Annotated in this window: 14 protein-coding genes and 1 other RNA gene; 10 read left to right on the top strand and 5 right to left on the bottom strand. The window is 55.5% G+C overall.

The window, feature by feature from the left end:
- Positions 1–682: 682 nt before the first annotated feature.
- Positions 683–1,519, top strand: coding sequence for a PTS sugar transporter subunit IIAB (locus CSTAT_RS04440; protein ID WP_075722620.1), 837 nt, complete (start codon positions 683–685; stop codon positions 1,517–1,519).
- Between the two features lie 23 nt (positions 1,520–1,542).
- Positions 1,543–3,144 (top strand): PTS ascorbate transporter subunit IIC, encoded by a 1,602-nt coding sequence (locus tag CSTAT_RS04445; RefSeq protein ID WP_066793030.1) that lies wholly within the window; start codon positions 1,543–1,545, stop codon positions 3,142–3,144.
- A 147-nt stretch (positions 3,145–3,291) separates the two neighbouring features.
- On the opposite strand, the gene CSTAT_RS04450 is transcribed toward CSTAT_RS04445, so the two are convergent.
- Positions 3,292–4,347: an SURF1 family cytochrome oxidase biogenesis protein gene (locus CSTAT_RS04450; RefSeq protein ID WP_075722621.1), complete on the bottom strand. Its 1,056-nt coding sequence runs from the start codon at positions 4,345–4,347 to the stop codon at positions 3,292–3,294.
- Positions 4,348–4,359: 12 nt separating this feature from the next.
- Positions 4,360–4,872, bottom strand: coding sequence for a low molecular weight protein-tyrosine-phosphatase (locus CSTAT_RS04455; RefSeq protein WP_075722622.1), 513 nt, complete (start codon positions 4,870–4,872; stop codon positions 4,360–4,362).
- A gap of 65 nt (positions 4,873–4,937) precedes the next feature.
- On the opposite strand from CSTAT_RS04455, the gene CSTAT_RS04460 reads away from it, so the two are divergent.
- From CSTAT_RS04460 to CSTAT_RS04480, 5 genes are all read left to right on the top strand, one after another.
- A complete protein-coding gene (locus tag CSTAT_RS04460; protein ID WP_075722623.1) occupies positions 4,938–6,095 on the top strand; it encodes a Nif3-like dinuclear metal center hexameric protein in 1,158 nt (385 codons plus the stop codon).
- Between the two features lie 90 nt (positions 6,096–6,185).
- Positions 6,186–6,911, top strand: a complete 726-nt coding sequence (locus CSTAT_RS04465; RefSeq protein ID WP_075722624.1) for a zinc ribbon domain-containing protein — start codon at positions 6,186–6,188, stop codon at positions 6,909–6,911.
- A gap of 64 nt (positions 6,912–6,975) precedes the next feature.
- Complete coding sequence (locus tag CSTAT_RS04470) at positions 6,976–8,160, top strand: bifunctional RNase H/acid phosphatase (protein ID WP_075722625.1); 1,185 nt, start codon at positions 6,976–6,978, stop codon at positions 8,158–8,160.
- 9 nt (positions 8,161–8,169) lie between these two features.
- Positions 8,170–8,584, top strand: an RNA gene (rnpB, locus tag CSTAT_RS04475) — RNase P RNA component class A.
- Positions 8,585–8,656: 72 nt separating this feature from the next.
- Positions 8,657–10,057: an RNB domain-containing ribonuclease gene (locus CSTAT_RS04480; protein ID WP_075722626.1), complete on the top strand. Its 1,401-nt coding sequence runs from the start codon at positions 8,657–8,659 to the stop codon at positions 10,055–10,057.
- A 1-nt stretch (position 10,058) separates the two neighbouring features.
- Here CSTAT_RS04480 and CSTAT_RS04485 read toward each other — a convergent pair whose 3' ends face one another.
- Positions 10,059–11,342 carry a galactokinase family protein gene (locus CSTAT_RS04485; RefSeq protein ID WP_075722627.1) on the bottom strand — a complete coding sequence of 428 codons (1,284 nt, stop codon included), beginning with the start codon at positions 11,340–11,342 and terminating at the stop codon, positions 10,059–10,061.
- Between the two features lie 170 nt (positions 11,343–11,512).
- On the opposite strand from CSTAT_RS04485, the gene CSTAT_RS04490 reads away from it, so the two are divergent.
- Positions 11,513–11,725, top strand: a complete 213-nt coding sequence (locus tag CSTAT_RS04490) for a hypothetical protein (RefSeq protein WP_075722628.1) — start codon at positions 11,513–11,515, stop codon at positions 11,723–11,725.
- Between the two features lie 6 nt (positions 11,726–11,731).
- Here CSTAT_RS04490 and CSTAT_RS04495 read toward each other — a convergent pair whose 3' ends face one another.
- Both CSTAT_RS04495 and CSTAT_RS04500 read right to left on the bottom strand, forming a co-directional pair.
- Positions 11,732–13,585: a CYTH and CHAD domain-containing protein gene (locus CSTAT_RS04495; RefSeq protein ID WP_075722629.1), complete on the bottom strand. Its 1,854-nt coding sequence runs from the start codon at positions 13,583–13,585 to the stop codon at positions 11,732–11,734.
- A 108-nt stretch (positions 13,586–13,693) separates the two neighbouring features.
- Positions 13,694–14,803, bottom strand: a complete 1,110-nt coding sequence (locus CSTAT_RS04500; RefSeq protein ID WP_075722630.1) for a DUF2786 domain-containing protein — start codon at positions 14,801–14,803, stop codon at positions 13,694–13,696.
- Positions 14,804–14,932: 129 nt separating this feature from the next.
- Between CSTAT_RS04500 and CSTAT_RS04505 the strand changes: the two genes are divergently transcribed.
- Together CSTAT_RS04505 and CSTAT_RS04510 are read left to right on the top strand one after the other, a co-directional pair.
- Positions 14,933–16,270: a glutamine synthetase family protein gene (locus CSTAT_RS04505; RefSeq protein ID WP_075722631.1), complete on the top strand. Its 1,338-nt coding sequence runs from the start codon at positions 14,933–14,935 to the stop codon at positions 16,268–16,270.
- A gap of 15 nt (positions 16,271–16,285) precedes the next feature.
- Entirely contained in the window at positions 16,286–19,435 is a 3,150-nt protein-coding gene (locus CSTAT_RS04510; RefSeq protein WP_075722632.1) for a bifunctional [glutamine synthetase] adenylyltransferase/[glutamine synthetase]-adenylyl-L-tyrosine phosphorylase, read from the top strand.
- Positions 19,436–19,608: the final 173 nt, after the last annotated feature.

Raw genomic sequence — 19,608 nt, forward strand, 5'->3', positions numbered from 1 at the left:
TCACAAGAGCCGAGCCCACGACGGGCGCCTGTCATCGCCTATGCGCGAACACGAATAGACTTTGTGACGGCTTTCTTCTCTGTCTGGGGTCGCGGATGGGCCTTGTCTGACGCGATACGGAGCGAAGTATTGCTTTTGCCGGCCCTTAGGCTAGTGATTGCGGGTGCCAGGAAAAATGAGCCTGCTTGTCACTCAGACCACTAATCGCAGCATCTCGACTAATCTATAAAAGCCGTCTTGCTGATACTAAAACCGATGTTTTCACAGGCGTTGGCGGTTCTCATACCAATGGCCTAGCGGAAGACTTGAGCGGCTCTTGCGAAAATGAACTCATTCTCATCGGCACGCGGGCCGTGGTCGTGGATAACATGGTCTTCACTTGAAACTCCCATCTCAATCACGACCCGGGTTTCAATGACGCGGCTGGAAGGGGCCAAGACCGAAAATCAAAGTAAATGATGACGTAACGCATGTGGCCTGACAATCTCCACGCCCATGGGCCGTACTGTCGGATAGGAGACGGACTTTTACCTTCGACTTAGATGCTGATGCGCCACCGAACCGGGCCGATTTAGCGCCTTTGCTTAAATGATTAAGCCTACGGGAATTAATCACATTACTTAGGGCTGTAGAAACCGTGAGTTTATGCTGGAAGTAACCATCTTCAAAGGAAGGACTGTCGATGTCAGAGTTAAATCGATTACTAAATGATGAATCGATAAATTTACACGCCCGCGCGGCTAGTTGGCGTGAAGCTATCACCAAAGCCGGAGAGCTCTTGGAAAGCAGCGGGGCAATTACTGATGCTTATACACGAGCTATGATTGAGTCTGTTGAAGTCAACGGTCCTTATATCGTTGTCGCGCCAGGTTTTGCTTTTGCCCATGCGCGTCCGTCGGAAGCTGTCAAACGCACCGCTATTTCCTGGGTGCGGTTAGAAACCCCGGTCGCTTTTGGCCACGGCACCAATGACCCAGTTAACCTTATCGTCGCACTCGCTGCCCAAGATGACAAGGCACACACTGCATCCATGAAAGAGCTAGCGAAGCTTTTGGGCAAGAAAGATACCCGCGCCAAGCTAGACACTGTCGCTACTGCCGATGAACTCCGTGAGCTCCTAGAAGGACCGGGGGAAGCGTCGAAACAAGCAGCTGCGAATCCCCAAGGGGCACCAACTGCATCGACAAGAGGTGCATCGCTTAGCGATGCACCGAAGACCGCAACTGTGGAATCGAAAGGCAAAGTGCTCACCGTATGCGGCAATGGTCTGGGCACCTCACTGTTTTTGAAAAACTCCCTGGACGAAGTCTTAATCGATTGGGGCTGGGCGAAACTCATCAACGTCGAAGCCACCGACACCATCTCGGCGAAAGGCCGCGCGAAAGAAGCCGACTTCATCTTGACCTCCGGCGAAATTGCCGCCACCTTGGGCGATGTTGGCGTGCCGGTGTGGGTGATTAAAGACTTCACATCTTTAAGTGAAATCGATGCCGCTCTGCGTGAGCTGTATGCGGTTTAAGTAACTAACAGAAAGAAACGACAATGGATGTAGTTCTTGCCATCGCGCAATTTCTGGTCAATGAAATCCTCGCCGTGCCTGCCTTCCTCATCGGTATTATTACCGCGATTGGTATGGCAGCCATGGGCAAAGGCATTGGCCAAGTACTTGGCAGCGCGATCAAAGCCACCCTGGGCTTTTTACTTATCGGCGCCGGTGCAGGTCTGGTCACCGCGTCTTTGGAACCTTTAGGCGTCATGATTGAAGGCGCCACCGGCATGCGCGGCGTGGTTCCGACCAACGAAGCCATCGCCGGTATCGCCCAAGCGGAATACGGCAGCCAAGTCGCCTGGTTGATGATTTTAGGCTTTGCGGTCTCGCTGCTGCTTGCACGATTTACCCCGCTAAGCTACGTATTCCTCACCGGTCATCACGTACTCTTTATGGCCACGATGTTGACCATCATTTTGGCCACTACGGGGTATAGCACGTGGGTAGTAGTTACCGTCGGCGCAATTCTGCTGGGCATTTTGATGGTTGCGCTACCTGCAATCGCACACCCATGGACCCGCCGCATTACTGGCAATGATTCCATTGCTATCGGCCACTTTGGCACCCTGGGCTATGTTGCTGCTGCTGCCACCGGCAAGGTCGTCGGCGGGAAAGACAAAGCGAAGCAAAGCCCTTCGACCGAAGACCTGAAACTGCCTGAGGGCCTACGCTTCTTGCGTGACTCGATGGTTTCTACCGCGCTATCGATGGCGATTATGTACATCATTTTGGCGCTGCTATTTTTGGCCCGCGCCGGCAAGGAAGAAGCCTTCCAAGCTTTTGAGGGCGGTGCCACTAACGTGGGCAACTTCATCATGCAGTCCGTTACCCAGGGTCTGCAGTTTGGTGTGGCCGTTGCGGTCATCCTCTTTGGTGTTCGCACTATCCTGGGTGAGCTGGTCCCAGCATTCCAGGGCATCGCCGCCAAGGTTGTGCCCGGTGCTATTCCGGCTCTCGATGCCCCAATCGTGTTCCCTTACGCGCAAAATGCTGTGCTGATCGGCTTTATTTCTTCGTTCATCGGTGGTCTAACCGGCCTGGCACTTTTGGCCGTATGGCTCAATCCGATGTTCGGTGTTGCGCTGATTCTGCCGGGCCTTGTTCCGCACTTCTTCACCGGTGGTGCAGCAGGTGTCTATGGCAACGCTACCGGCGGTCGCCGTGGCGCGATGCTGGGTGCGTTTGCCAACGGACTTATCATCACTATCTTGCCGGCCTTCTTGCTTGGTGTGCTCGGCACCTTCGGCGATGCCAATACGACCTTCGGTGACGCCGACTTCGGCTGGTTCGGCATCCTCATTGGCTGGTCCGCGCAGCTTACCGGTGCGCTAGGTCTTATCCTGTGCGCCATCGTAGGTCTTGCAGTACTCGCCCTGGGCTGGTGGTCACAACGCAAGCTTGTCGATGGCAACTGGGACCCCACCCCGTGGCGCGACGTGCCAGCAGGTGCTGCTGAAGCAGCAGGAGATCCGAACGCCGCTTCTGATGGCAACGCGTCCAAGTCCGTATCTGCTGGTCTGACCGCCGCATCGGCGAAATACCCGAAGGTCGCCCCACCACAGGGCGCGCCAACCCCGCCAGCGCCGCAGTACTAGAGGCACTCTCAACCCAGCGCTAAATAAGTAGAACGTGCAGCCAAGAATTCTTAGGCTGCACGTTCCTTTTGCGTAACGCAAGTAGTGAAGTGAGGACGATACCTGCAGTTCCGTTCTTTGCGTAATGCCCGCAGCGAAGCGAGGACATTACGCGCGGTCTTGGGAGCGCTTGTTGAACTTCGCGTAGTGGTCTGGGTGGGAGTCGCCGTAACGTGCACGGCGGCGCCTGGATGCGGCGGTGGTGTGGTTTTCTATTACGGGCTCTGCGTCAGCAGGTTGCGCAGGCGTTTGCTCTGCCGGCGCCTCTTTGGCGTGGGTCTCGGTGGTAACAGGTGCGGCGTGGGTAGAAGCAGTCTCGGTGGAGGTCTCCTCGGAGGTGGCTTGCTCAGCGGGGGTATCGGAGGTGCGGAGGGCTTCTAGCTCTGCTTGTTCTTTCTCGGCGCGGCGACGCTCGCGGATTTCAGAATAGACAAACCAGCCCAAGCCAATGGGTGCGAGGATTCCAAAGGCAATCCACTGATAGCCATAAGACAGGTGGTTTCCGCGATCCATTGACGGCAGTGGAATGGTATTTAGTCCGCCTGGTTGGTCATCGGAAAGCTGCACGAAAGCACTGCTTAAACCTTCCACACCAGTGAAATCCATGATGGTCTCAGCGTTGATGGAATACACCTGCTTGTATCCATCGCGCTCAATGGGGGCATTCGGGTGGATTGCTTCGCCTAGGCGGGCAAAGCCGTTGAGCTGAACTTCGCCGGTGGGAGCAGATTCCAGGTCATCTGGTACTGCGTTGGCTTCACCAGCGGGAATCCACCCGCGGTTGACTAAAATGATGTCGCCTTCAGTGGTCTCAAAAGGCACCAAGGATTGATAAGACGGACCAGAGCTCACCGGGCGCATGCGCAACAAGGTCTCATAGTCATTGAGGTACTGACCCGTAAGAACTACGCGCGTCCATTCTTTGTCTGCGTCGAGCGAACCATCAGCGTTGATAGCTTCTTTGTAATCCACTGGGTCTGCTTCAAAGGCAGCTTCTAGTTGGTGGTTGCGCTCGACGATGTCATCGTCTTTATGCAGCTGCCACGGCGAGAGAATCGTGATGGAGACATAAGTAAAGGCAATGACAAAAAGAGCTAGAAGAATCCAACTCGGCCGAAACGCACCGAGCCACCCAGAGTTCTTCTTTTTTACCTGTTCGCGCATAATGCCCCTAGTCTAGCTGTTGAGAAGGTCTTTAACCCACTCGATAAGCCCAGGCACAGACGCTTCGATTTCTGTTCGCGTGCGGGCAAAATCTGCCTGTGATCCGTAATACGGATCCTCCACGTTTGACCCCTCTGGCGAGCGCGGATCGAAAGAGCGCAGCATACGAATTCGCTCAGGTGAGATGCCCTCGGCCAGAAGACCATCGACGTGGCTATCGTCCATCGCGACGAAGATATCTGCATTGTGGTGCTCAGGTCCCAACTTCGCGGCGCGGTGCTTATCACCGTCGTGGCCAGATTGGCGCAATTCTAAAATGGTGCGCTCATCTGCCTTTTGTCCTGCATGCCAGCCACCCAATCCACAGGAGGAAGTGCGGGTTAAATGTGTAAGACCAGCGGCCTCTAATGCGTCATGTGCAATGACTTCTGCCATGGGAGAACGGCAGATATTGCCAGTGCAGACAAAACAAATATGCAAAGGGTGTGAGGTAGGGGAAGATGACGAGGTAAAAGCATCGGACATATGGCTGTGTTTACCAGCATTGCTGCCAAGTAAGCAATTGGAAGTGGCATATAGGATAGGAGACTATGAGCTCACTTACTTCCGATGCGATGACCGTGGCAGATATTCGCCAGATCCTAGAAACCGCCTACCCGCCATACTTGGCAGAAAAATGGGATGCGGTGGGCCTAATTTGTGGAGACCCTGCAGCGAAGGTAAGCAAAGTCGCCTTTGCTCTAGATTGCACCCAAGCGGTTGCCGAACGCGCCGTGGAAATCGGTGCTGACATGCTCGTTATTCACCACCCGTTGTTGCTGCGCGGTGTGGAATCGGTGGCTGCTGATACCCCGAAGGGCAAGGTTATCCACACGCTGATTCGTGGTGGGGTCGCACTATTTGCCGCTCACACTAATGCTGATTCCGCACGACCGGGAGTCAATGACCAGCTAGCTGAACTTGTCGGCATCACCCCGGGACGTCCAATTGTGCCCAAGGACCCCAAGATCATTGATAAGTGGGGAATGCATGTGCCAGCCGATGCTTTAGAAGCAGTCAAAGCTGCCGTCTTTGAGGCCGGTGCAGGAGCTATTGGAGATTACTCAGAGTGCGCTTTCCAATGGGAAGGCCAAGGTCAATTCACCCCAGGACAAGGAGCAGATCCGCATACCGGAACGGTGGGGAAGCCCTACACCGGTAGTGAGATGCGGGTGGAATTTGTGGCGCCGTCGAATTTGCGGGCACGGATCATCGACAAGCTGCGATCTGCTCACCCTTATGAAGAGCCTGCCTTTGATGTCGTGGAGATGGCACCGACTGCCGACTTAGAGACTGCCTGTGGTTTGGGCCGGATTGGGGAGCTAGATGAGCCCATGACGTTGCGCGAATTTACTCAGCAAGTAGCCGATGCGCTTCCGGAAACCGCGTGGGGTGTGCGCGCTGCCGGTGATCCGGAACGTATGGTCAAACGCGTGGCGGTGTCTTCAGGCTCGGGGGATAGCTTCTTAGATAACGCGCGGGCTTTGGGCGTAGACGTGTATGTCACTTCAGATTTGCGCCACCATCCGGTTGATGAGCACCTGCGCGCGGGCGGTCCGGCGGTTATTGATACCGCGCACTGGGCGAGTGAATTTCCTTGGACGCAGCAGGCTTCGGAAGTAGTTGCTGCAGGCGCTAAAGTGGAATGCGAGATTATTTCACTGCGAACTGACCCCTGGACTATTTCGGCGCACCCGGACGGCGCTTAGTCAACGCATGTGCAATAACGCGGTGTGGTGTACGTGCTGCGCTTGCACAGGGCCGCATTTTAACTAAACAAGGATTTGAAGGAGACCATGATGAAACTGGAACCGAAGAAGCAGCAGGTGCTGTTAGAACTCTCACGCACGATGCGTCTAAACGCCGTTGGCGCGCAGGCACCAGAATTAGCCGAGAAGGCTGATTTAGAAAAGGCTGAAACTGAGCACAAGCGTGCACTTGATGCTGCTGCCGCAGCGCAGATGGCTGTCGACGATGTGGAAAATGACATCCTGCGCATCCAGTCTGATGAGCGCAAGCTGCGCAAGCGAGAGCGCGACGACAAAGCGCAGCTGTCCGCTGCTACCGATCCTGATGTGCGCCGCGAATTAGAACATGACCGTTATGCAGCTAAGTCCCGCATTGCGGATTTGATGAGCGAATTACAAGAAGCGCACAACGAAATCCACGCCCTGCGCAATAACCGCGACGTGCATGGCGCACGCGTGGATGAAGCAGCACGCAAGGTTGAAACCGCGCGACGCGCATTTGAAGCAGCACAGGAAGGAGTTCCTGTCGAACCAGAACGTGATATTGACCGTGAAATCGCCGAGTTGCGCGCACAGTTAGATGACGATGTCTTGGCTGAATTTGAGCGTCAGCGCTTGGAAAATGGCGTCGGTGTTGAAGCATTCAAGGCAGAGAAGACCTGTGGTTCCTGCTCGATGGTGCTGCCACCAGCGGAGCGCGCTGCCATTTTGAATGCGCCCAAAAATGAGATGCCGCAGTGCTCTGACTGTGGTTCCTATTTGGTTCGACCTGCCTAAAGGCACCTCGTCGCACACTTGGTGCGGCATGCGTCGCCAGAGAAATATTTAAGGATTGAATTTAGTGAAGGTCATTATCTACGCAGACGGCGGCTCCCGCGGCAACCCCGGCGTTGCCGGTTCCGGCATCGTTATCTACGCAGCTGACGGTTCGACGATCCTCGATGAGATCGCCTACGTCGTGGGCAAAAAGTCCACCAATAATGTTGCCGAGTACTACGGGCTACTACGAGGGGTTGAACGCGCAAAAGAACTGGGAGCCACCGAGGTGGAGTTTTACATGGACTCCAAGCTTGTGGTGGAACAAATCAATGGCCGCTGGAAAATTAAACATCCAGATATGCAAAAGCTGGCGCTTGAGGCGAAAAAGGTCATCAACTCCTTCGATTCCTTCACCCTTGACTGGGTAGCGCGTGCCAAAAACTCTGTCGCCGATAAATTATCCAATGACGCCATGGACGCCTGCGCTGCGGGCCACCCAGTCGGCATCGTGCGCGACAAGGAAGAAGTGTCGCAAGAGGTTGAGGCGGCACCTGCGGTAGAAGCTGGTGTGAACGCGACTGCGGAGCGCACAGCGGAGCAGTCCTCGACGCTGGATCCGAATGATTGGATGGGAGACCGCGGAGATATCACCCGCTTTGTGCTGTTGCGCCATGGGCAGACACAGATGAGCGTCGACAAGCAATACTCGGGTCACACGGATGTCGAATTGACCGAGCATGGGCAAAAACAAGCCCTTGCGGCAGCCCAGATGCTGGCCAGTCGCGGTATTAAATTCGATGCTATTGTCGCATCCCCGTTGGCCCGTTGCCAGCAGACTGCGAAGGCAGCGGCGCAAGCATTGGGCATTGACGAGATTGAAACTATCGAAGACCTTATTGAGTTGGACTTTGGACAGTGGGAAGGCGAATCTTTCCACGCGGTGGATAAACACGACGGGCGTCGGTTGCAAGAATGGATGAACGATAGCTCAGTCGAATGCCCTGATGGTGAATCCTTACAGCAGCTGCACCGGCGTGTGCGCCAAGTACGCCAGCAACTACAAAAGCGCTATCCCGGCAAGACCTTGCTGGTGGTTACCCACGTGAACCCTATTAAATCCTTTATTCGGCAGGCACTCGATGGCAACGCTGCGGTGTTCGAGAAGGTATTTTTGGGGTTGGCATCGATTAGCGATGTGGAATTTTGGCCCGATGGATCCCTTGTACGCTGCGTAAATGATATTGGGCACCTGGGTGCGCTAGAATAATTTCTCGAATGAGTCGGCCGGGTGAACGCGGCAATCGAACCATCCTGCAGGCCAGGACAGGCGAGCGCCGAGGAAAGTCCGGACTTTATAGAGCACGGTGATTGCTAACAGCAACCCAGGGTGACCTGCGGGCAAGTGCAACAGAAAGTAGACCGCCACGCGCAAGCGCGGTAAGGGTGAAACGGTGCGGTAAGAGCGCACCAGCGTCCCAAGTGATTGGGGCGGCTGGGTAAACCCCACTGAAAGCAAGGCATCATGGCCCGTTACTGGCGGGCCTGATCAGGTGTTTGAGAGCTGCTCGCTCGAACCTGAAGGTAGCCGCTTGAGGCGTATTGGCAACGATGCGTCCAGATGGATGTTCACCGCTGTCCTAGGCTTTGAGCTTGAGGCAGTACAGAATCCGGCTTATAGGCTGGCTCATTCTTATACTTTTTCTTCTCTTTCGCTTTTTGCTTTTGCCCCGCGAAAGTAGGAAATTCTGGAACAATGGGACAGCATGAAGTTATATGCTGCGCACCTCGATTTAAGCTCCATCGCCAACGAGTTTAAAATCCCTCTGGCCTTTGACAACAGTGTTACTGATGCAGCGGCGCATGCGCACGATAGGTTCTCTGCGCTGCGTAAAGATATGCGTGATATACCCCTGGTGACCATTGATCCAAAAGGTTCGATGGACTTAGACCAGGCCGTCTTTATAGATAAACCAGCGAGTGGGGCAGGCTATATCGTCTCCTACGCCATCGCGGATGTTGCCGCGTTCGTCGAACCCGGCGGGGTCATTGAGCGTGAGTCTTTAAGTCGCGGACAAACTATTTATCTGCCCGCGGAGCCGGCACGCCTGCATCCACCGGAGCTTTCTGAAGGGGAAGCATCGTTGCTTCCTGGTGTTGACCGTCCCGCAGTGATGTGGACTTTTCACCTCGATGCAGCCGGTGAGGTAGAAAATTTTCATGCAGAACGCGCGCTGGTGCGCTCGCGTGCGCGCCTAGACTATGAGCAGACCCACCAAGATTTAATGAAAGGTCAGCTGCATTCTTCCATCGCCTTGTTGCCGGAGGTGGGTAAATTACGTCAGGCATCCTCTTTGCGCAGGCACGCGATTTCCTTGCGGTTGCCATCGCAAAGCGTTGAGCTTAACGATGACGGACAATACGAATTAATAATCGAGCCTCGCCATGAAATCATGGACTACAACTCAGAGATCTCACTGCTTACGGGCATGTGCGCGGGCCAACTCATGGCTGAACACGGCGTTGGTTTCTTGCGTACGCTGCCTGCGGCAACGCCGGAAGCAGAGGGGGAATTTCGCCGCGGTATTGCAGCATTAGGCTACGACATCGGCGAGCACAGCATCACGGAATTTTTGCTCTCGATTAATGCCGACGAACCCCGCGGTATGGCGGCGATGCGCCTTGCACAAAGGTTGCTGCGCGGGGCCGATTATGTGTGGCTCGGGGAGGGGGAAGCGGAAATCCATGCGGGCATCGGCGGCTACTATGCCCACGTCACCGCGCCACTGCGCCGATTAGTAGACCGCTTTGGCTCTGAGGTGTGTCTCGCGTTGTGCGCTGGTGAAGAGATTCCACAGTGGGTTGCGGACAAAGCCGACGAAGTTATTTCCTCGATGCGGCGAAGTTCGCAGCTAGCATCGCAGGTGGAAAAGGCCGTGCTGAACTGGCTGGAAGCCCGCGTCCTGCAACCCTGGGTCGGACACAACTTTGAAGCTGTGGTGCTTAGCGCGGATCAGGAAAAGAACAAGGCGTCCGCGTTTCTCACCCAGCCGCCAGTGCTTGCCGATGTCGTGGGCGCCCCGCCCGAGGGCCACAGCGTCCACGTGTCACTGATTACTGCCGATCCCGATGCCCGCGAGGTGAAATTCGCGTGGCCTGCTGATTAAGCTACTGGGCTGCGGATTCAACCACGGCTTCGGTGCCGTGGACAACGGGAACCACGATAAGCCCATCGGCAGCAAAGTCAGCGGCGAAATTCTCCGCGCGCTCACTTGGGACAAAAGTCAACACGGCGTTGGACGTGCCAGCTGAGGCCGCGCGTGCTGAGAGCGCGCGCCGGGCAATGGCTAATTCACCCAGTGCATCCGAGTTGTCGAGACCGTAGTAGGTGCGCAGATCCTGCTGCGAGAGAGCCAAGATAGTGCCAAGATCACTCCACGCACCTGAACGCAACGCACGTGCGACCTGGTGGGTGCGGGTGGTTTCTGCTTCATAAAAGCGCAGCCATCCGGATGCTTCGGCAATAGTGGGCTGGCCTTTGGAACCATGAACCTTGTGCACGGCGTTGAGCCAGTCCAATACCCGCTCTGGAGCATCGGGCAACAGACGCAAAGATTCGGTGCCAAAAGCGTGGCTGGCGTCATCGACGAACTGGCGGCGCTGCGCAATGCCTGCGGCCTGGTCAGGAACATCCGCACCCGCGGGGAAGAGCACAAAAGCACGCTGGGCCCCGGAGATAGGCGCGGCAGCCTTAGTGACCGAATGATCGGCGTAGTCAACGATGCTGACCGAACCTTCTTCGGTGCGCAGTGCCGCAGTATGACGTGCTGGCAAGGAAGGTAGCGAAGAGAAGGTGTCGACTGCCTGCGTGCAGACTTCTGCAATTCGTGCGCGGGTGGGCGGATCTAGCTCGACGTTTTCCGGCAACATCGCGAGTGCTACTGCGACATCGGCAGCTGATAGTGCACCCATGCCGGCATCACGCGGAATATCGCAGACGATCGTAACGTCAGCGCCTGCGGTCTCACGCGAGAGCAGCTGACGGTTAATCATTGTCCAAATAACTCCGCCGACGCGCGCGGCTAAGCCCCCCTGGGGCAGTGGCGGAACCGTCGGGCGGCCTTGCTCATCGATACCTGGCTGTTGTTGGGCAAAGCGCTTGGCCAGCTCATCTAGCTCGATAGCGTCATCGGTGTGCTTTTCACCTTCTGGAGTGGTCTCAATGAGACGCACTTGAACTTTGCCATCGGTACGAGGGGACACTGCGGCCGCGGCACGCAGCTCTGAAATTCCCATGACCACGATGCCGCCGAAGTGCCCCGCGTGCTCACCTGCAATTGACCATGTGCCCGGGGCGCTAGCAACCGCCTGCGCAGTATGTCCTGCGTGTGCGGTGTGTGCTTCCTGCGCGCGCGCGGAAGCTAAAGAAGTGGGTGCGGGCCACATCGGCATGCTGATCGGGCTCCTTGCATGTGGGATAAAAAATTACTGGGTCGAGCTAACTACCTTAATAGTTTAGCGGGCGCGATAAATACCGCGGCGGTAGTGTGGGAAAGCATAAGCCATCAGGTGGCTTTTCTAACAAAGATAACGACCGATAGTTAATTGAGAAGGAGATGCTCATGGCCGCAGAAGGTAGCCAATGGTACTTTGACCCATCCACCGGTGACGTCTCTCAAGGCAAGCAAGCCGGATGGGAAAACCGCATGGGCCCTTATGATTCTGAATCAGAAGCCCGCTCCGCGCTCGAAATTGCAGCTGCCCGCAATAAGGCAGCTGATAACGAAGACGACGAAGATGATGACTGGGGCGAAACCCCATCCTGGAAGAAGTAGCGAAAACTACTTTTCCATCTGTTTCTTTAAAGGTTTGAAGGCTTGCTTGATGTCTTTGATGCAAGCCTCATAATCTTCTAAAGCTTCCAAGCCAATCGCGCGCTCACGCTGATACAACAGGCCGTAGCCAAAGGTATCCTCGCCGCGACGACGTGCGGCTTGCGCTAGGTGCAGTAGTTTGTCGCGCGATGTTACAGAATCCTGGAAATCTCCAAGTACTGACTGCATCTTCTTACAGGCAGCATAAAGCCCCTTGGTTTTCAGCTTGGTAGCAGCACCTGCCGCCTCTGCGGCATAGCGCAGTTTCTTCGCGGCCTTGCGCATGTCGTGGTAATACTCTTCGCGCTCATGCAGCGTCAGCTCATCATTATGCCAATTCTTGCTCGCTTTCTTATGGCGCTTGAGCAGTTTCTGGTAGGCCTCATCCAAGTGCGCAGCTAAGACCCGCTCCATCTCCTTGGCAGCCTTTTTAGCCGCTGCTTTGGCCTCAGCCTTTTCTTCCGTCTCAGACTTCTGCGGCTTTTCGCTTAGCTCTTCAGCTGCTTTATCTTCGTCACCTTCGTGCTCACCATCGGCCTCGAGAGCTTCAGGTGTCTCGAGTGCCTCGGGGGTCTCGGGAGCTGAAGGAACCACTGAGTCGGTGTCTTCGGAGGCGGCATCAACCAAAGGAGATTCAGAATCTTGCTCAGATTCAGGCGCAGCCGTTTCAAGAGGAGGGTGCGCTAAAAGCTCATCGAGGGAGTCGAGCAATTCCAGGTAGCGCTCGGAATCAAGGGCGGCTACAGCCTTGCGGTGTGCGCGGGTGTACTCGCGGCCCATATCGTTGGCGATGTGGTTGCGGGTGTTTTCATCTAAAGTATCGGAATCTTCAGCGGCAAGAAGCGACTGCCAGCGCTGGTCAACAACTTCCGCATCACGGGCAAGACCAAGGATGCTTGCGAGCAACTTCAATTCGGCTTCAATGTGCGCAATCTTGTCGCCACTAATGACACCGTGGAAAGTTTCCATGTGGCTGCGCAGCTCCCGAGTGGCCACGCGCATTTGGTGGATGGAATCCCACTCATCGGCGCGCACCTTCGGGTCATAGGCCACCAGCTTGTCGCGATTTGCAGCAAGTGCTTTGACTACTGCTGCAGCCGGGGACTTTTTATCAACGTCGGGTTTCAGAAGCGATGGTGGCAGGGGAGCGTTATTAATCGAATCGCCCAAAGCCGAAGCGAGTTTGGAAGGTGATGCAGAGACCCGTGCTCCGGCGGCAATAAATTGCTTGGTGGCAGTGCGGATGAAATCGGTACCTTCCTCTGAACCAGGAAGATCGCCAGCCAATTCAATTTCCCACTCGCGCCAGGAGGTTTGCTTACCACCGGGAAGAAAAGAAAACGCGGTGACATGGTCATCACAAAACTCTGCGCGGGCAGCACCAGAAGCATCCACTAAGACTTGTTCGGTGCGCTGGTTATCGACTTGCGCAATAGGCTCGACTGGGTGATTACGGATGATACTGCGCACGTGGGCGAGAAGCTGCGTGGGCACGGTATATACGCCATCAACTGCTTCGCCTAGATCGTGATGAAGTTCCGTGCGACCAGCAGAGCTAGGTAGTTTAATGTGCCAGCCGTCATCATGCCCACCGGTGCGCCGGCGCAACGTGATCTTGGCGCGGGTTAAACGCAAGTCCTTGGTGTCGTAGTAAATGGCAGACAAAGACTCCGAACGCGTAGCTCCGATATCCTCAATACCTGGAAGATCGGTCAACACTGGGGTGGGTAAGTCCTGCGAGACGGAAAATTTCGCTTCAACTTCTAAAAACTTCGAAACTGATTTAGCTGACTTTTCCGTCTTTCCTGGTTGTGCGGACATTGACCCACCCTCTGCTATAAATGCGCTGTTGTAATAGACGTGCTTTCTTTTACCAACCTTACCGTGTCTCATCCCAACTGGCTGGGCGAAGAAAGCTGAAGCGAAAGCTTAGGAAGCAAGCTGATTGCGGCTGGTACGAATGCCAGATTTATCACCGCCAAGGTGCAAGCGCTCTGCGGCATCGACACCATCGATAATGCCGCGCATGTGGTTCATCGAGAGATTCATGCTCGACAAATTAGGGAAGAGGTCTTGGAGGGCTTCTTCTGCATTGGTTTGGCGGCGCGCCAGCGCAGGAAGTGCCCGGGAGGTGATTTCATATTGGCGCTTGTCAGAGCTTTCCTGCTCATCCCGAGTGCTGTTATTAGTACTTTCCTGGTGTTGTTGTGCAGCGGCAATGTTGGCCTCATGCAGCAACTCATGAATCTTGCCGGCATAGGCCAACATGAAGCTGCGCCGATAGGAAGCAGTTTGGCCCTCTTCGGCGGCAAGCTTGGCGCCTTCAGAGTTGGTCATAAACCAGGCCCGCTGGCGATTAAGCGAAGAGAAAAGATCGACGATGTGCTCAGCATCATCGCGGGTCGCCATGACAGTGCAAATACCCAGATCTGATAGCAGCACGGCTGTTCCGCCATTGGCGCAAGCTACTGATGACAGAAGTGACATTTGATGTTTGACCCAGGGCGCAGCAATACGCACGCGCACAGCGACGACTTCTTCGGCGGAAGTTTCTAGCTCATCTAAGACTTGGTCAATGCGATATTGCTGACGCAGATTCTGCGCCTTCGCAATGAGCGCATCTGCTTCATCTTCAAAATGGGTGGACTCGGCCTTCGCTAATAAGCCCTGAATCTTGTCATGCATCTTCTTTTGCTTCGGGTCGCTAAATTGCGGTTCAGCGGAGGAGACCACCTCGGCATCGCGTAGAAAAGGCAGCCGGTAAAGCTTATCCATCCACGCGTGAATCGTGCGCGGCTTTAACGTGGTGGCTAAAGACAAATCGAAGTCGCTGGGACGGTAACTCAGCCAGGCGTAGCGGATTTTCCCAATCCCAATGCGCGCGGGGATTTGGGGTGCGGCTTTTTCTAACACGGCCGCTACTGCAGGGCCTAAAACGTGTTGTAAGTCCAGTGGCATCCAGCCACGTTGAGCTACGGTAATAATGTCGTGGATGAAGGCACGTACTAAATGCGGGTCTAAATGGTGCAGGCGGTTCATAGTAAAATTCCTTTACTTTTAAAACGTTGGGTCAATCTATTTAGACTGCGCACATTCTTTAAAGGTTCACCAAACTCTTTCGGGGTTTTACGTCACCTCGGGTGGGTAGTTTCTACTAAGGTCAAAACTATGAGTAGCCAACACGAATTCGTCCTGCGCACCGTTGAAGAACGCGATATTCGCTTCATTCGATTGTGGTTTACAGATCTCATGGGCGGATTGAAATCGGTGGTAATGAGCCCATCGGAGCTGGAATCAGCTTTCGATGAAGGCGTGGGCTTTGACGGCTCTTCCATTGAGGGCTTCTCACGGATTTCGGAATCGGACAATATTGCGATGCCAGATCCGTCGACTTTCCAGGTCCTGCCCTTTGAACAAGAAGTACCGGATATGCAGGCAGCCCGGATGTTTTGTGATGTGGTCATGCCGGATGGCCAGCCTTCCTTGATCGACCCGCGCCATATTTTGCGCCGGCAAGTCCAGGCCGCGGCAGGCGATGGGTTTACGTGCATGGCATCACCGGAGATTGAGTTCTTCCTTCTCAAGCAGACCATTGATATTGAAGATTTGCAGCCCACCGATAACGGCGGCTACTTTGACCAGGCAACCTACAATGATGTGCCGCTGTTTCGTCGAGAAGCAATCTTAGCGCTGGAATCGATGGGGATTGCGACAGAGTTCTCGCACCATGAAACAGCGCCTGGGCAACAAGAAATCGACCTGCGCCATGCCGATGTCATGACCATGGCCGATAACATCATGACCTTTCGCTACATCATCAAGCAGGTAGCAGTACGTCAAGGGGTAAGTGCGACCTTTATGCCTAAGCCTTTTGAACAGTGGTCTGGTTCCGGCATGCACACCCACCTGTCGCTATTTGAAGGCGAATCCAATGCCTTCCACGATCCAGATGATGAATTTTCTTTGTCTGAAACCGCCAAGCAATTTATCGCGGGCATTTTGGAGCACGCCCCGGAATTCACGGCGATTACCAATCAGTGGTCGAATTCCTACAAGCGCCTGCAATTTGGCAATGAGGCTCCGGGGGCAGCGACCTGGGGAGTCTCAAACCGTTCGGCGATGGTACGGGTTCCTACCTACCGCCTGGGCAAAGAAGAATCTCGCCGCGTGGAAATTCGCTCCGTTGACGCGGGCGTAAACCCTTATTTGGGCTACGCAGTGCTGCTGGCAGCCGGGCTCAAAGGCATTCGCGAAGGCTATGAATTAGGCGATCCAGCTGAAGACGATGTGCATTCACTGACCCGCCGTGAACGCCGCGCGATGGGGTATAAGGATCTGCCCACCTCGTTAGACCACAGTTTGCGCATGCTGGAAGGCTCGGACTTTGTGGCTGAGGTTCTCGGTGAGCACGTCTTTGAATTCTTCCTGCGCACCAAATGGGATGAGTGGCATAGCTACCAAAAGCAGATCACCAAATATGAATTGGCTAATAACCTCAATCTTTAAAAGGACTATTTTTTAATGCGCATCGATTTGCCTTCGCCCGCTACCTTGGGTTTATCGCGTCCTACCGCCGCGCAAGATCTGCAAGATCTGGGCTGGGACACAGATGAGGCCTTGCCGTTGGTGTGGTGCATTGCCTCGGCTGGGGACCCAGACTTGGCGCTTAACACCATGGTGCGCATCTACGCCGCTTTAGAAGACAAAGAGAAAAAGCGTTTGACGCAATCGCTTATCGATGATGAAGCGTTGCGCGTTCGCCTCATCGCGCTCTTAGGCGGCTCAACTGCGCTTGGAGACCACCTCGCAGCGAATCCACACTTGTGGGAGAAACTCGCTTTGCCGCTGCCGGAACCCACCGAGATGATGCAGGAGCTCTTGGGTGTCATCAAAGCCCAACCCGCACGTTATCTGGACGTTGACGCAGGTGAGGGTGCCTCCACCGATCCGGCACAGACGGATCTGTCGACCCCGGGGACGTATCGCGCCGGGATGGAAGAGACAGAAGCACGCCCACTGTTGAAATCGACTTATCGCACGTTAATCATGCGCCTGGCTGCCCATGATTTGGCGGGCAGTTTCTACTCCCGCAAGGGTCAGACGGAAGGCCAACCGACGGTGGAGTTTCGGACGGTCACGGCGTTGACCACCGCGCTTGCCGATGCCGCCTTGACTGCCGCCTTAGCCCTTGCCGTGCGCATGGTGTGTGGCGAGGAGAAATTACCGATGCAGCTGGCGGTTATCGCCATGGGCAAGTGCGGTGCGAAGGAATTAAATTACATCTCTGATGTCGATGTCATCTTTGTGGCGGAGCCCATCGAGATGGGTGATGACGCCGGGCAAAAGGCGATGCGTAAGGCCACGCGCGTGGCGGCAGAATTTAACCGGATTGGCACCAGCTGCTTTTTTGAAGTGGATGCGAATTTGCGGCCCGAAGGAAAATCCGGGGCGCTGGTGCGCACCTTGGATTCGCACATTAAGTACTACACGCGCTGGGCAGAGACCTGGGAATTCCAGGCCCAGCTCAAAGCTCGCCCGCAGACCGGCTTTATGCCACTGGGTAATGCCTACGCGAAGGCTATTGGGCCGATGGTCTGGGAGGCATCGAAACGCGAATCTTTCGTGGAAGATGTCCAAGCTATGCGCCGGCGCGTGCTCGAAAGCGTGCCGGATTCGCTGAAAACCCGTGAGCTCAAACTCGGTGTCGGTGGTTTGCGCGATGTGGAATTTGCCGTGCAGTTATTGCAATTAGTCCACGGCAGGTCTGATGAATCCTTGCGAACGCTTGCCACCGTCGATGCCCTGGATGCGCTTATCGCCGCGGGCTATGTCGGCCGCGATGATGGTAATCAGCTCATTGAGGCATATGAATTCTTACGGCTTCTAGAACATCGTTTGCAACTGGAACGTTTTCGGCGCACGCACACCATGCCGGCCGATGATGATGAAGACACTCTAGAGTGGCTTGCCAGTGTCTCTGGGTTTATGGCCCAAGGCGCAAATTCTGCGGCGACGATGATGAACAAGTACTTAAAGACGGTGCGCCTGCAAATCTCGGAGCTGCACTCGCGCTTGTTCTACCGCCCGCTCCTGAACTCTGTGGTCGCAATGAGCCCGGCCGAACTCAAACTCAGCCCGCAAGCTGCGAAACTGCAGCTGGCAGCACTTGGTTACCAAGCTCCAGACCGCGCCTTCGAGCACCTGACAGCACTGGCTGCTGGTACCTCGCGCAAAGCCCGCATCCAGGCGATTTTGCTACCGACCTTGATGGAATGGCTAGCTGAGACCGCCGACCCGGATGCTGGGTTGCTGAATTACCGCAAGCTGTCTGATGCCGCCTTCGACCGCACCTGGTTCTTACGCATGTTGCGTGATGAGGGCATCGTCGGCAAGCGCTTGATGAGTATTCTAGGAACTTCGCCTTATACCGCGGATTTGATCATCGCGGCCCCTGAGGTAGTCAAGCAGCTCTCGGACGGCTCCGATGGTCCAAAGCTGCTTGACACCACTCCTGAGCAAGTATCTTCTGCGCTGCTTAATGCGGCAAAACGCCACCGCGACCCAGACAAGGCCGTGCATGTGGCGCGCTCTTTGCGGCGGGTAGAATTAGCGCGCATTGCCTCCGGCGACCTGCTGGGTTACTTGGATGTTCAGCAAGTCTGCCGTGAGCTTTCCACCATTTGGGCAGCGGTGTTAGAAGCTGCCTTGCGCGCAGAAATCCGCGGCTGGATGCATGGCGAGGCCCGCCGGTTGGACGAAGCCGGCGAGGAGAGAAAGCCCCGGCCTCTCGCGCGCATTGCCGTGATCGGCATGGGGCGTCTTGGAGGCATGGAATTAGGTTTTGGTTCCGATGCTGATGTCATGGTCGCAGCCGAGCCTGCCCCAGGTATCGAAGAGCCAGAAGCGTTGAAGTGGGCGATAGGGATCATCGATAAGATGCGAACCCGTCTCGCCAAACCCTCCGGTGACCCGCCTTTGGAGGTCGATTTGGGCTTGCGTCCGGAAGGTCGTTCCGGTGCGATTGTGCGCACTATTGAAAGCTTTGACCGCTACTACCGAAAGTGGGGCGAGCCCTGGGAGATGCAGGCGCTGTTGCGCGCGGCATTTTTTGCCGGTGATGAGGAAGTAGGACAGCGGTTTATGGAAGTCATCGATAAGTACCGCTACCCGGAAGACGGTGTTTCTGCCTCTACTATTCGTGAAATCCGCCGTATGAAAGCGCGCGTGGATAATGAGCGGCTGCCGCGTGGGGCTGACCGCAATACCCACACCAAGCTGGGCCGCGGCGGCTTAAGCGACGTTGAATGGACAGTGCAATTGCTCACCATGATGCATGCCCATGAACACCCGGAATTACACAATCCGTCGACTCTGGGCACATTGGACGCCCTTGAAGCAACCCAGGTGCTGCCGGCGGAACAGGTTGAAAGCCTGCGCGAGGCCTGGCTGATGGCGACCGATGCGCGCAATGCGCTGGTACTTGTGCGCGGCAAACGCGTCGACCAGCTGCCGACCCCTGGCCGCCAACTCGCGCAAGTAGCTGGTGCTGCTGGCTGGGACCCCGATGAAAACCAATACTTCCTCGATGCCTACCTCAAAGCCACCCGGCATGCGCGCCGGGTTGTAGACGAGGTCTTTTGGGGCGAAGCGGAATCGCTCGAGCACGGATAGTTGTCCTCGGACCTTCGGTCCTGCGGGCGGCTATCCACAGAAATAGGACCTGCGGGCAACTATGCGTAAGTTCAGCTTCGGCGCAGAGTCTGTGGGACTGTTCGCCCCCTGAGAAATACTCGGATTTAACCCTGATCTTTGCCGCGTACCCTTTCAGGTTGTCGCGAGAGTGC

The sequence above is a fragment of the Corynebacterium stationis genome (genome assembly GCF_001941345.1).
Lineage (GTDB): Bacteria > Actinomycetota > Actinomycetes > Mycobacteriales > Mycobacteriaceae > Corynebacterium > Corynebacterium stationis.

Bases quoted from the DNA above. Each gene is read 5' to 3' on its own strand.
- CSTAT_RS04500 (WP_075722630.1), bottom strand. From the start codon at position 14,803: ATGAACCGCCTGCACCATTTAGACCCGCATTTAGTACGTGCCTTCATC.
- CSTAT_RS04455 (WP_075722622.1), bottom strand. From the start codon at position 4,872: ATGTCCGATGCTTTTACCTCGTCATCTTCCCCTACCTCACACCCTTTG.
- CSTAT_RS04445 (WP_066793030.1), top strand. From the start codon at position 1,543: ATGGATGTAGTTCTTGCCATCGCGCAATTTCTGGTCAATGAAATCCTC.
- CSTAT_RS04490 (WP_075722628.1), top strand. From the start codon at position 11,513: ATGGCCGCAGAAGGTAGCCAATGGTACTTTGACCCATCCACCGGTGAC.
- CSTAT_RS04440 (WP_075722620.1), top strand. From the start codon at position 683: ATGTCAGAGTTAAATCGATTACTAAATGATGAATCGATAAATTTACAC.
- CSTAT_RS04495 (WP_075722629.1), bottom strand. From the start codon at position 13,585: ATGTCCGCACAACCAGGAAAGACGGAAAAGTCAGCTAAATCAGTTTCG.
- CSTAT_RS04480 (WP_075722626.1), top strand. From the start codon at position 8,657: ATGAAGTTATATGCTGCGCACCTCGATTTAAGCTCCATCGCCAACGAG.
- CSTAT_RS04450 (WP_075722621.1), bottom strand. From the start codon at position 4,347: ATGCGCGAACAGGTAAAAAAGAAGAACTCTGGGTGGCTCGGTGCGTTT.
- CSTAT_RS04465 (WP_075722624.1), top strand. From the start codon at position 6,186: ATGAAACTGGAACCGAAGAAGCAGCAGGTGCTGTTAGAACTCTCACGC.
- CSTAT_RS04505 (WP_075722631.1), top strand. From the start codon at position 14,933: ATGAGTAGCCAACACGAATTCGTCCTGCGCACCGTTGAAGAACGCGAT.
- CSTAT_RS04485 (WP_075722627.1), bottom strand. From the start codon at position 11,342: ATGCCGATGTGGCCCGCACCCACTTCTTTAGCTTCCGCGCGCGCGCAG.
- CSTAT_RS04460 (WP_075722623.1), top strand. From the start codon at position 4,938: ATGAGCTCACTTACTTCCGATGCGATGACCGTGGCAGATATTCGCCAG.
- CSTAT_RS04510 (WP_075722632.1), top strand. From the start codon at position 16,286: ATGCGCATCGATTTGCCTTCGCCCGCTACCTTGGGTTTATCGCGTCCT.